General features: G+C 33.9%; 8 protein-coding genes and 1 pseudogene. 3 read left to right on the top strand and 6 right to left on the bottom strand.

Annotation, left to right across the window (positions count from 1 at the left end; all coding sequences use genetic code 11):
* The first annotated feature begins 279 nt into the window (after positions 1 to 279).
* From ACPWTF_RS03470 to ACPWTF_RS03460, 3 genes and pseudogenes are all read left to right on the top strand, one after another.
* Positions 280 to 2691 carry a TonB-dependent receptor domain-containing protein gene (locus ACPWTF_RS03470; RefSeq protein WP_427874419.1) on the top strand — a complete coding sequence of 804 codons (2412 nt, stop codon included), beginning with the start codon at positions 280 to 282 and terminating at the stop codon, positions 2689 to 2691.
* 18 nt (positions 2692 to 2709) lie between these two features.
* Complete coding sequence (locus ACPWTF_RS03465) at positions 2710 to 3741, top strand: sensor histidine kinase (protein ID WP_427874418.1); 1032 nt, start codon at positions 2710 to 2712, stop codon at positions 3739 to 3741.
* 37 nt (positions 3742 to 3778) lie between these two features.
* Positions 3779 to 4500, top strand: a pseudogene (locus tag ACPWTF_RS03460) (LytR/AlgR family response regulator transcription factor).
* Between the two features lie 200 nt (positions 4501 to 4700).
* On the opposite strand, the gene ACPWTF_RS03455 reads toward ACPWTF_RS03460, so the two are convergent.
* The 6 genes from ACPWTF_RS03455 to ACPWTF_RS03430 all read right to left on the bottom strand — a co-directional run bounded on the left by ACPWTF_RS03455 (position 4701) and on the right by ACPWTF_RS03430 (position 13325).
* A complete protein-coding gene (locus ACPWTF_RS03455; protein WP_427874416.1) occupies positions 4701 to 5462 on the bottom strand; it encodes a hypothetical protein in 762 nt (253 codons plus the stop codon).
* A gap of 377 nt (positions 5463 to 5839) precedes the next feature.
* Entirely contained in the window at positions 5840 to 8653 is a 2814-nt protein-coding gene (locus ACPWTF_RS03450) for a M16 family metallopeptidase (RefSeq protein ID WP_427874415.1), read from the bottom strand.
* 11 nt (positions 8654 to 8664) lie between these two features.
* Entirely contained in the window at positions 8665 to 9960 is a 1296-nt protein-coding gene (locus ACPWTF_RS03445) for a Gldg family protein (protein WP_427874414.1), read from the bottom strand.
* A 41-nt stretch (positions 9961 to 10001) separates the two neighbouring features.
* Positions 10002 to 10931, bottom strand: coding sequence for an ABC transporter permease (locus tag ACPWTF_RS03440; protein WP_427874413.1), 930 nt, complete (start codon positions 10929 to 10931; stop codon positions 10002 to 10004).
* Positions 10932 to 10942: 11 nt separating this feature from the next.
* Positions 10943 to 11890 carry an ABC transporter ATP-binding protein gene (locus ACPWTF_RS03435; protein WP_427874412.1) on the bottom strand — a complete coding sequence of 316 codons (948 nt, stop codon included), beginning with the start codon at positions 11888 to 11890 and terminating at the stop codon, positions 10943 to 10945.
* Positions 11891 to 11954: 64 nt separating this feature from the next.
* Complete coding sequence (locus ACPWTF_RS03430) at positions 11955 to 13325, bottom strand: RagB/SusD family nutrient uptake outer membrane protein (RefSeq protein WP_427874411.1); 1371 nt, start codon at positions 13323 to 13325, stop codon at positions 11955 to 11957.
* Positions 13326 to 13333 lie beyond the last annotated feature (8 nt).

Below are 13333 nucleotides of genomic sequence, written 5' to 3'. Positions count from 1 at the left end.
AAAAGAGATTGTTGATTGCGAAAGGTGAAAAATGAAGCATCCGTGTTAATCTTTCGAATATACTATTCGTAAAAGTAATTCCTTACTGAGGAAGCCACAATAACTAAAAATAACCACTTTTAAAATTTAAGGATGCTAATAGGTAGATTTTGACAGTTTATTGATGCGACTTTTTGTTTCGAGTTTATTCATCAAGCAATTTTATCCATTCATCAAGAAAGTTTCTTAAGGGCCTATTGTCCTGATAGATTTGCCTTCAAGAATATTAAAAATATGAAAATGAAGGTAAAAAAAATAATTGTTCATGCTGTGTTGTGCATAATGTCAGTAGGATTGCAGGCTCAGAAAACTATTTCTGGAAGAGTAATTGATAACCAACATTCACTTTCTGGAGTAAATGTTATAGTTCTTCAAGAAGACTCAAGTTATGTAAACGCAGTGGAAACAAATAGAGATGGTTTTTATGAAATAGAAAATATAAAACCCGGAAGTTATAAATTGTTATTTTCACTCATAGGATATGAGAAGAAAACACTTGATATCAAGATGGTTTCAGAAGATTTAAAGATGCCTGAGACGGTTTTGGAAATTGAGCCTTTTGCGATGAATGAAGTCACTGTTAAAGCAAAGCGCTCTGCCTTTAAAACTGAGCCGGGAAAAACTACTGTCACGCTTTCGGCTGTCTCCATAGGATCAGATGGCTCGCTTTTAAATGCACTTGGAAAAATTCCCGGAATATTGATTTTGAATGATGGAACGGTTCTACTAAATGGAAAGGCCGGAGCAAATGTAATGATAGACGGAAAACAGACATATCTTACGGGGGAAAATTTATTGAATCTGCTTCGTTCTATGCCAGGCAGTGCTGTCGATAAAATAGAAATGGTTTCGAATCCTTCTGCCCAATATGATGCAGGAGGAACAAGCGGATTTATTAATATTAAGAGCAGACAAAGAAAAGAAAGCGGTTTGAACCTTAATCTTTCATCTAATATAGAAGCAGGAAAGTACGGCAGACAGAATCAAAATATTTCTCTTCAGTTTCATGAAAGAAAATACACATTTTATACCAATTATTCATTTAACAGCGGACAGGATTTTATCTTAATCAATTCATCACGCGAATATCTAAAAGCTAAAACTGATGCTACAATTTTGAATATGGATGCGTACAGAAGATTTAAGTCCCATTCACACTATTTTAAAACGGGTATTCAATACCAGTTTTCAGAGAAGCTTACATTAAACACTGATGTATTTGGAAACTGGTTTGGAAGAAATAAAAATGAAAACGCTCTGTCTGAATTATTTCAAGGTTCAGATTCCAAAGATTTTTCACTTTATACGGCCAATATTCAGCAGTCACGGCATAACAATTTGGGAGGCGGAATGAGCATCTTGTATCAGTTCAGCAGCAAAATAAAATGGGAAAATATATTTAATTTTCTTGTTTTTGAACAAAATGAAAAACTAGATCAGAAAAGCAAAATGATTCCATTATCAGAGTCTGATGCAGAAAGCCGTCTTCGCGGAAATATGGAAGGCAATATCAGAATTACAAATCTGCAGTCTAGTATAGGCTACGATATGTCAGATAGATTTAAATTTAATTCAGGAATCAAATACTCATCCATTCATATCGATAATAATGCATTATATAATTCGATGCATTTAGATCAATGGTTGGAGGATGAGAAATTGAGCAGCCATTTTTATTACAAAGAAAATATACTGGCCGGTTACCTGCAGTCAAATCAGAAATGGTCAGAGCGATTTTCTACAGAGGCAGGACTTCGTTTAGAATTAACTGAGACCAAAGCACGTTACGCTGCAGGAAATCGTGATTCGACCCTTGTGAGGAATTATGGACAGCTTTTTCCAACTTTTTCGGCAAATTATGCTCTCGCGGCTAATCATGTGCTTTCATTTCAGTATGGAAGACGTATCGTTCGCCCCAATTACAGAGATCTTAATCCTTTCACAGAAGTAAATGACCGTTATCTACAGGAAAGAGGAAACACGGCTTTAAGACCGGAGCTGGTAAATAATATGGAAGCTTCATGGATATTAAAATCACAGTACGTATTTAGTATGTTTTACACTACTCGTAAAGATCCTGTAACCAAAAGCTATCTAACCGAACCAGAAAGTGACGTGACTATTGTTATGCCTTTAAACTTAGACAAGAGTTATGCATTAGGAGTAAGAGCAGGCCTTAACAATTTAAAGCCAAAGCAATGGTGGACATTACATTTAAACGGTTCATTGATATATAAAGAATTTCATTGGAAGGAAATGGAGACTTTATATGATAATAATCTTTGGATTCCTGCATTTCAGTTTAATAACCAATTTTCTCTTTCTAATGAATGGGCTGTTGAAACGACAGGATATTATAATGGTGAGATGGCTGAAGGTCAGGCTAAAATAGGTTCAATTGGTTCAGTATCTTTGGGAGTGCGAAAAAGTTTCTTTGAGAAGAAGCTGAGCTGCTATGCTTATTTTAATGATGTTTTTTTAACCAATCGCCCTAATATCAGTTTATATAATAGTGTAATTGCTGGGTTTTACAAAGAGCGTAGAGACAGCCGTATGGCAGGAATCACTCTTTCATGGCGATTTGATTCTGGGACTTCTTCAAAAGCCATGCGAAAAATCGAAAATATGGAAGAAAGTAAGCGTATCAATTAGTAAATTAGAACCTGTAAAATGAGTGAAAGCAAAAAAATAGCAACTGATTGGATTTATCCCGCTGTCTGGGGTATTATGATGTATAATGTCTTACGAGCAGTTACTGATCTTACACATCACGGTATTTTTTGGGAAGGCGAAATAAAACTGCATATAACAGCATTGATGCTTTCAGTATTAATATGTTATTTATTCAATTATGGATGGAGACAAAGGCTTCTTAAAACCAGCGAAAGCAAGCGAATAGGGAAAGATTATGCTTTTGTTGTTTTTGAATTAATTGTCTGCTTGAACCTTCTGCTAAAAGTCGGGCAGAAACTGGGGGTATTGTTTATGGGGTCTGGCTGGATAGACTATATGCTGATTAACGTTATCTACGTACCGTTGCTACTTATTTTCTATACATTGATTCGTGGTTATCTAGCAGAGAAACAGGCAAATGAAAAACATCTGACATTAGAAAAATTGAAAACAGAGAAAAAAGAGGCAGAACTTGAATTTCTAAAATCGCAATATCATCCGCATTTTCTTTTCAATGCTTTGAACACTATTTATTTTCAGGTAGATGATAATAATGCTGAAGCAAAAAAAAGTATTGAATATTTATCAGAATTACTCCGTTACCAGCTATATGATGTAAATCAGGAAGTCGCATTTTATCAGGAAATAAATTATTTACGTTCCTATATTGCTTTTCAGCAGCTCAGAAAAACAGATAGGCTGAAAGTAAATATTGATATAGATAATGCATTACAAGAGCAGCGAATAGCTCCTTTGCTATTTCAGCCTCTTCTAGAGAATGCATTCAAATATGTTGCAGGAGAATATGAGATAACCCTTGTGTTACAACTTAAAGATGATAAGGTATATTTTGAATTAACAAATTCAGTTTCTGATGTACTAGTTTCTTCAGATTTAAAGGACAGTGGCATAGGGCTCAGTAACTTAAAACGAAGACTTGAACTGCTGTATCCTGAAAAACATCAGATGGCAGTAAACAAGGGTGACGATTTTTTTAAAGTAACCCTTGCACTTCCCGTTAAAGAATAGAAATCTAAGTTAATTTTGATTAAGCAGAATAAATAATATGAAGTTAAAATGTATTATTACAGATGACGAACCAATGGCCCGTAAAGGAATTAGAGGATATATTGAAAAAACAGATTTTCTTTCATTGGTCGCAGAATGTGAAACAGCAATTGAACTTAATAGTCTATTGAAGAAAGAATCTGTAGACGTCATTTTTCTCGATGTTGAAATGCCTGGCCTTACGGGCATGGAATTTCTTTCCTCTGCATCCAATCTTCCTAAAATTATCATTGTATCAGCTTATGAGCATTATGCTTTGAAGGGATTCGAAATGGATGTATTTGATTATCTTTTAAAACCGGTTTCGTATGAACGTTTTCTGAAATCGGTCAATAAATTGTTCGATCAGAAGCAAAAGGAATTGAATTCTGTTCAAACAGATTACATATTTATAAAAACAGATAAGAAAACTAAAAAGATAATGATCAGGGATATTCTATTTATAGAAAGTATGGAGAATTATGTTCTGATTCATACCCCCAATTCAAAAGAAACGGTTTATTGCACGTTGAAAATGATAGCTGAGAATCTTCCGTCCGATCTTTTTTTCAGCCACATCGGTCTTTTATTGCAAATTTTGAACATGTCAGCGCAATAGAAGGCAACACAATAGAGATTGGAAAACATAAAATTCCTTTATCCAAGAATTTAAAAGATGATATATATTCTAAATATATCACAGGGAATTTTATTGCAAGAAGTAAAAAAGCAAATAATTGAAAAAAAGATAGTTATTTGATTGCTGATGATTTAATAAGCTAAAAATTACAGGAAAAGTATTTAATAAGATGTTGGTTCGAGCCCTGTTCCCACAACAAAGTAAAAGCTTCGGATAGATCTGAAGCTTTTTTTGTTTTCTAAATATTTCTTTTGAGGTTTTATATTTTTTGTCACAGCTGTTATGCTTAATTTCTTCTTTTTTATTTATCTCGATATATTACTTCCCATGTTGGTTCAAATTCTAACTCTTCAAATGGGAACGAATGTAAATTTTTATTTTTATAAATATCACTGCTAAAAGTATCTTGTATCCAATTTCCGAAAGTCCAATTCCCTGCTTTTTCAGGCTTACCCCATCTTCTTGTTTTCAAAATTGTTGCTTTGGAATTTATCCTTTCCGATAGCTTTTTCAAAATAGGTCTGGAATCAAGATTTAAACTCTTGGCAATTGCAACTACAATGAAATATCCAAATTCAATATGCCTTTTGTTTTCAAAATCTCTTTGATTAGAAATTGAAATATAAATTTCTGGTGGACATTGCCTTTTTTCGCAAATTGTCCAAATCGGTGACCAAAGTTCGAAATCAAGAAAGTAATTCTCTGTGTTATCAGACATCGTCCACTTTTCGTGTGATTTTTCATTCCATTTAAGCCGTCCAAGCTTTAAATCAGAATGATAGACAAATTCTTTGTTGTCCTTTTTAGAGACACGTTTTTCAAGTTTGCATTTAGTTGCCCTAACTCCTGTTTCTTTTAAAAATTCGCTTTGTTTTACCAGTAAATCAAAATAGGGTTCAAAGTTCGATTTCCAATTTGTTTTTATCCAAGGAGATTTTTCATAGTCAACCTGTCCAAAAATCAAGTAAAAATCATATTCTCTATTCTCCCAACTGGAATCAGCATTAGTAAAATTGTCGTAAAGATTTAAAAACTTATCTTTAAATTGCTTTATTAATCTCATTCTCTGTTAGTTTGTTTATGAATATCACTAATTATTAAACCATGTATTAGATTCTAACTATTTAGCTAATATAGCAAAAAAGCCTTTTAAGAGAAATATTTAAAGAAATCTCAATTGTAGAATATAAGCTTCCATTTCACATTAAAACTTAAAAAAAAACTGCCCATGACAAGGTTTAACGAGGGACTTTAGTAGAATTATAATTATTAAATGATAATTTGTATTGCGCCACGATTCTGTCGCAAATCTTATAAATGTGTGTAATTTGTATTGATTTATCGTTGCACTTTTGAAGACAATTGCAAACAGCAAAAAAGGCTGTCTTGGCAAGACAACCTTTAATGACTAATTAAAAATAAAAATGTATTCTAAAGTTGTTACTTTCCTGATTGGCTTTCAGGGTTCATAATAACTTCGACGCTACTAGAACTATCCAAAACGTGCTTACTAAACTGCTGAATAGTTTTTGGGTTAATTTTAGAAATTAAACTCTTGTATTCTTCATCCGTTGAAAACGGAATCTGATTTAATGTGTTGTTGTAGATTGTTGTAGTCCAGAAAGAATTGGTCTTAAGTGATTCTTCTCTGTTTTTCAACAAAGCCTTTTTAATGTCTTCTAAATCATTTGCATTTACTGGATTTGTTTTTAAATCGTTTATTTCTTTCCAGACAATCTGCATTAATTTCTGTTGCTTATCAGGATTACAGTCAAAAGTTAGCGCCAAACTAAAAGTTGGCTTTGGAATTAATTCCAGGTTTCCGCCCACATTAACGCCGTAACTTCCGCCTTCTTCTTCTCTAATTGTTTGAAGGAAACGTTTTGAAAGTAGTTCTCCAATAATATACATCGTCATGGCATTTTCTTTACTGTACTCTGTTTTATCTGTGATATTTAAGTATACAGTACTTTTTGCCACTTCCATTGGGCGTTTAAAATGCACTATGGTTTTGCCCTTTTTTGGTTCAATATTATGATCGATAAAAGTTTCTTTTAAAGCTGGATTTGATTTTAAGTTTCCAATATATTTCTGAATTAGATCTAAAGCTTTTTCAGGAATGTTTCCGACGAATACAAAAGTAAAATCAGATGCATTTTTGAATCGATCGCGGTAAATGTTTTCTGCTTTTTTAAGATCAATCGTTTCGAGGAATTTTTCGTTGAAAATAAAAGTACGTGGACTGTGATTTGAATTTGCAAGATCGATTGAATCTTTAAAAGCGCTTCCATTATCTTTTTTAATGGTTTCTAAACGATTTTTATATTGTTCTTTTAGAATATTAAAGATATTAGGGTCAAAACGAGGCGCTTCAAAAGAAAGATAAAGCAATTGCAGCAGGGTCTCGAAATCGGCTTTATTAGAACTTCCTTGAAATCCTTGTGTGTTTTCGCCAATAAATGGGGCAGACTGTGCCACTTTACCGGTAAGTTTTTCTTTTAAACCAATATTATCAAAATTTCCCAAACCTGACGATCTTGCAATTGTCGTAGCGATTTCAGCAGAAGTTAGATCTTCTGTTTTAATTAATGATTTACCGCCCTTTGCAAATGCAGAAAATAGAATCTGATCCTGTGAATGCGTTGTTGGCAAAACTATTACATTGGCTCCATTTTCCAAAGTATATCCTTTTGCATCAGCAATTCCTGTAACTTCAAATGTCTTTTTGATCGCAGCAGGTTTTAATTCTTTGTCTATTAAAGGGGCATTGTTTTCTTTTTTAGTATAAGGTTCTAAAGTCATGCTTTCAACCTTTTTCATTACATTGACAACAGCTTCCTTATTTGGAAAATCATTTTTATCCTGATCGGCTCCCGTAACCAAAACTACCTGATTTGTTGGTTTTTGAATAGTTTTAGCATACGCATTCAATTCCTCCAAAGAGATACTTTTTATAATACCAACAATTAATTTGTAATCATCTTCAGGGGAAAGGAATGGTTTTGCTTTTAAGAAATAATTGGTCAAATTATCTGCCCAGCTATCGTTGTCGACTTTGTCTTTATTGCTTAGAAAATCATCATATGAGCTTATAAAAATCTTTTTTGTTCGGTCTAATTCGGCTTGTGCGGCGCCAAAACGTTTTAGGCGTTCTGCTTCCGTATAGGCCTCTTCAAACGCCTGAATTGTTTTTCCTTTTTTGGCTAAAGCCGAAATATTAAACGAAGTATTTAATCTCGAAATCGGTTCAAAATAAGTTTTGAAATTTAATGCCGAACCTTGATTTTTTAAGATTAATTCTCGAAAACGATTATTTAAAATACTCGTGTAAAAAGAGTTCAGTACATTTTTTCGAGTAACACTACTGTCTTTTACCAAAGGCTCATCTAAAACATATTGAAGTGTAATTGATGTTGAGGACGCTTCTTTGTCAGACGCCGTTCCAAAATACAATTCGTCATGTTTCGGAATTTCGGAATACGTTCTTGCAGCTACTTTTTTGGCTAAAGGAATACCAGAAAATATTGCTTTTACTTTTTGCTCCATAACCTTCACATCAATATCTCCCACAATAATTACGGCTTGTAAATCTGGACGATACCATTTTTTGTAGTAATTGCGCAGTTCAGGATATTTGAAGTTATTGATGATGTTTAAATCACCAATAACATCTCTTTTACTGTATTTTGAACCTTTGTATAAAACAGGATCAGTCTGCATTTTTAAACGAAAATCACTTGTTCTTCTCGTTCTCCATTCTTCTCTAATAACGCCTCTTTCTGCATCAATTTCTTCATTGGTTAAAGAAAGAGAACCAGACCAATCGTGTAAAACCCAAAGAGTAGAGTCAATAAGTTTTTCGTTGGCGACAGGAACCGAACTAATATTGTAGACCGTTTCATCGTGAGCGGTGTAGGCATTGATGTCTTTACCAAAAGTAACGCCATTTTTTTCCAGCATTTTAATGATTCCTTTTCCTTTAAAATGTTCTGTTCCGTTAAATGCCATGTGTTCCAGAAAATGCGCCAATCCGTTTTGATTGTCATCTTCTAAAATAGCACCCACATTTTGAACAAAATAGAAACTTGCTCTATCTTTTGGTTCTTCGTTATGCAGAATGTAATACGTTAATCCGTTTTTTAATTTTCCGGTTGTTACGTTTTTATCCAGCGGAATGTTGGTTTTGAACTGTGAAAATGCGCCTTGAAACGACAAGGCGAGAATCCCAATAATGATATTTTTTTTAGTATTCATTTTTTGTTTTTTTATCTTCTATTTCTTCTAATTAGGATAAAAGCGGCGCTTAGGATAATCAATAAAGGAAACAGTCCTATGAAGACAATTTTACTTATAAAAACTTGATTAGCAGTAAAAGTTATTTTCTTATCGGTATTTTCGGGACGAGTGGTATCGATTGGAAATTCGTAATTGGTAAACCAGCTGAAGATGTCAGTTACAAACTGGAATGTTCCGGAACCGCCTCGGCTTAATTCGGCATTGCCCATAAAATCGGCATCTCCGGCTACAATTATTTTTTGTGTTTTACCATTCACATTTCTTGTTAAAGCAACAGCAAGCGGAACAGAAGTTACTGCAGGTTGTTTTTTCAAATCTTCAGGAATTGAAGTAATGCCAGTCTGCGCTTCCCAAGCCGGCTGTGCATTTGTTTTTAAAAGCGGTGTCACTTTAAAGCCAGTATCTTTTACTGTTTTAATCCCGCTGCTTCCTAAAAATGGGATTGGATAATTATTTCTGGTTTTACTGAATTTAATTACAGTCGGATCAAGATTTTTTGAAATTTCGGTAACCAAGTAATCAGGAGAATTGATTTCGCTTTCCTGTACCAATGCTTGTTTGGTAAAACTCAAGCCTAATTTGTCTGTAACTGCCGCTAAAGCAGAATTAGTTTCCGGTTCAGCCAAAAGCATTAGATTCTTTCCTTCGTTAATGTATTTGTTGATGCGGTCTATAGCACCCTGGCTCAACTGCGTTTTAGGGTCAGCAATAATCAAAATAGTAGTTTGCTCAGGAATATTCTGGGCATTAATGTCTACAGAAGAAACATCAAATCCTTGATTGATAAGTGAATATCTAAAAGTAATTTCATTAAATCCTGTTTTATAATTTTTATCTCCAACTTTATCTACACTTCTTTCCATGTTTCCGGTCGCAAAAACAATTTTAGGACTTGGAACGACCAAACGTTTTAAAGAGGCAGAAATTTCTTTTTCCATCGGAACTTTAAACATATCGTCGTACATCCTTAAGAATGTTTTCTTTCCGTTGTATTCCACAGTTCTTACCACTCTGTTCTGTTCAGATTTTAGATCTATAACCTTTTTAATCTCTTCAGGAGAATATAATTTTTTTAGCTTTAAATCCTGCGTTTCGATCATTTTTTCTGCCAGCTGTTTGTCGTTCAAACCAGGGTTTTGGGCATACAAAGCTTCATTGCTTGAGGTATCATAATAATACACATATTCCATTTCCATCTGGGGTATAAAACGAGTGTATTTTTCAAAACTTGCTATATCCGAATTTTGAGAATAAGGCATCGCCATATAGTAGTTGATATCTAATAAGTTTACATAAGTCGTTAACTTTATTGGCCGTCTATTTTTTTGACAATATCTAAACTGGTTTTGGTTAACGTTCTGTCTTTTGTGCGAGTCATATCGTGATATAACGTAAGTGGAGCTCTAGATGTAATGTACCCAAGTGCCAAAACAACTGTGATCAATAAAGTATATTTCAAAACTCTTTTTGAGATTGTTTGTGCATCTCTCCCAGTTTGCAATTTGTAGATACTCAATACAATAAAAAGACTGCTTACTAAAACGAAGTAAAATACATCTTTACTAATGATAAGTCCTTCAAGCATTTCGTTTGCACGCCCGGCGATGGAGAGGAAATAGGTAATGTCTTTTACAATTTCAACATCTTGCCAAAGCTTTCCAATGAAATTTAAACCCGCCAAAACGACCAATGTACTAATGGCAGCAACGACCTGATAAGAAGTTAAACAAGACATAAAAAGTCCGATTGCAGCATACGTGCAAACTAACAAATACAACCCAATAAGTCCTGAAATAGCAAATTTTAAATCTAAATTTTCAATAGAGAAGTAGGCAATACCAACCTGCAATCCTAGTATTACAATGAATAAAAGGCAATAGGCTGCAATAGCTAAATATTTACCCAGTACAATATCTTTAATTTTAATTGGGGAAGAAAGTAACAGTTTGATCGACCCGCTGTTAATTTCACGGCTTACTAATCCCATTGTTAAAAGCGGAACGTATAAGTATAGATAATTTTGCATTTCGGTATATAAACCGCTGAAGCCTGAAAATATCGTTTGAGTAAGGTTGCCAAGACCTTCGCCAATTTTTTGTGCTTTTTCATAGCGTTCAACTGTACCGAAGAATTTCCAGCTGGACTGGATCGAAAATATTACTAAAACTACCCATGCCACCGGCGAATAAAACATGGTGTTAAGTTCTGTTTTAGCAATTCTATATATTGTTTTCATTTGTTTAGTTTTTAAGAAGGAATAGCGTTTTTAGATGGGGCTTTTTTAGATAATTGGGCGAAGATTTCGTCTAATGAAACTTTTTCGAATTGAATTTCACGTAATTTCCAATTGTTATGAACGCTTAACGAAACGATTTTTTCTGCCACTTCCTGCGTTCCTTCAAATGTTATCTGCACTTTTTTAGGAGAAAGAAATACAGCATTTGTTACTTCCGGAATAGCTGTTAAAGATTCCAATTTTGGCGGATTTTCAAAACTTGCTGTTAATTTATCTGCTTCGATATAGTTGTTGAAAGCATCAAGCGTATCAGCAAAAACCATGTGTCCGTTTTCAATCATTCTGATATCCTGACAAGTTGCTTGAACTTCAGAAAGAATATGTGAAGAGAAAATAACCGCTTTATCTTTGGATATTTTTTTGATTAATTTTCTAACTTCTAAAATCTGGTTAGGATCAAGTCCGTTTGTTGGTTCATCTAAAACTACTAATTTAGGTTCGTGAATAATAGCTTGAGCAATGCCTACACGTTGTCTGTAACCACCAGATAAATTTCGAATTAATCGATGGCTGAAATGTGAAATGCCGCACTGTTCTTTGGCTTTCTCTAAAGCATTTTTTAAATCTTCTTTCTTTACATGACGCAGTTCTGCACAGTGAATTAAATATTCATCTACTGTTAAATCTAAATGTAAAGGTGGTGTTTGTGGTAAAAAGCCAATTAATTTTTTGGCTTCAACTGGGTTTTCTTTCAGGTTAATTCCATCAATAAAAATGCTGCCGCTGGTCTGGTTTAAGACACCACAAAGAATATTCATTGTAGTAGATTTTCCTGCACCATTAGATCCTAAAAGACCTAAAATTCTATTTTCTTTAATTTCAAAACTAATATTTTGTATTGCCCAATCCTTACTGTATTGATGCGACAAATCCTCAACTCTTACAATTGTTGTTTCCATAGTGTTTTTAAAATCGCAAGAATGTATTTTTACTGAAAACACATTCTTGCGTTATTTTTAATTTTTAGTATCCTGAATTTTGGGTTAAAAAGGGATTAGAACGAATAGCAGGTTCTGGAATAGGATATAAACTATCTGTACTTTTCCAGATTTTATCAGATAAAACGGAGAGTGTTTCATCTAGTTTTCCAGTTCTCTTAAGGTCTAGCCATCGGTGTCCGTTTTCTGCAAAGAACTCGCGTTGTCTTTCTAGAGCAATTAAATCTAATAACTGATTGGTATCTGTCAGAGAGGTATTACCCAATAAAGCTCTATTTCGAATAACATTAATATCCTGCTGTGCTCCCGTAATATCATTAGATCTTACTCTAGCTTCGGCTCTAATTAAATAAAGTTCTGCCAATCTCAGGACGGTAGAGCGTTCTACAGGAGAATCTCCAAATCCGTTTTGATATTTATAAGGTGCAATGCCTAAAAATACGCCTAATCTATCTCTAATGTCTACTGTCCAATTTGTTTTTCTAGCATCCCCAGTTTCAAAAAGTGAATTTCCTTTTCTTAATAAAAAAGTACCGCCAGTTGTAAATACAGAAGATCCTTCATAAGTGTACGAAACATTAAAATAAGGTATTTGCAAGATTGCTTCGTCATTATCAGCAATAAACGGACTGTTGTCATCTCCCAAATCAGTAATTATTTTATAAGTTGCTGTCTGGTTTATTACTGTAGTTGCATGGGCTGCGGCCTCGCTCCATCTTCCTAAATAAAGATTTACCCTTGCCAATAAAGCTTCTGCCGCCCATTTTGTAGCTCTGATTCTTTCCTGATCATAATTTTTATAATCTGTTGGAAGATCTTTTGATGCATCTGTTAAGTCCAGCAAAATCTGGGCATAAACAGTTTCTTGAGAAGATTGGGGCAATAGAGCCGACACATCTACATTTGTAGTGAGTACTAGAGGAACATTCCCCCAAAGATTAGTCAGGTAAAAATAAGAATATGCTCTTAAGAATTTGGCTTCTGCAATCCATTGTCTGCTTTTAACTGCACTAAGAGAAGTACTTTTAGAAACTCCTTCAATAACATTATTAGCATTATAAATCGTTTTATATAATTCACCCCAGTTAGTGTTTATCGTTCCATCAGTTTCTGGGATTTCATTCGAACTGTACAAATTGGCAATACCAGTTCTAGGCACTAATTCGTCTGCGGTTTGTCCGAGAAGAGAATGAACTCTGTTATAAAAAAAATCGGTAACCATACTTTGGTAAATTCCATTTACAGCTGCTTCAGCTGTTGGATCTGAGGCATATACGGTTTCTGATGACAGCTGATTACTTGGAAGATCTACATCTAGAGCATCATCACAGCTCGTAATTCCTAATAAAAGAAAAAACGAAAATATATAGGTATATTTAGTTGAAATATTTTTCATGATTTTAA

It is taken from the genome of Flavobacterium sp. MMS24-S5 (assembly GCF_050320125.1).
In the GTDB taxonomy this organism is placed as follows: domain Bacteria; phylum Bacteroidota; class Bacteroidia; order Flavobacteriales; family Flavobacteriaceae; genus Flavobacterium; species Flavobacterium tyrosinilyticum.
The sequence above is the reverse complement of the archived record's forward strand: the minus strand, read 5'-3'. Positions and strand labels throughout refer to the sequence as shown.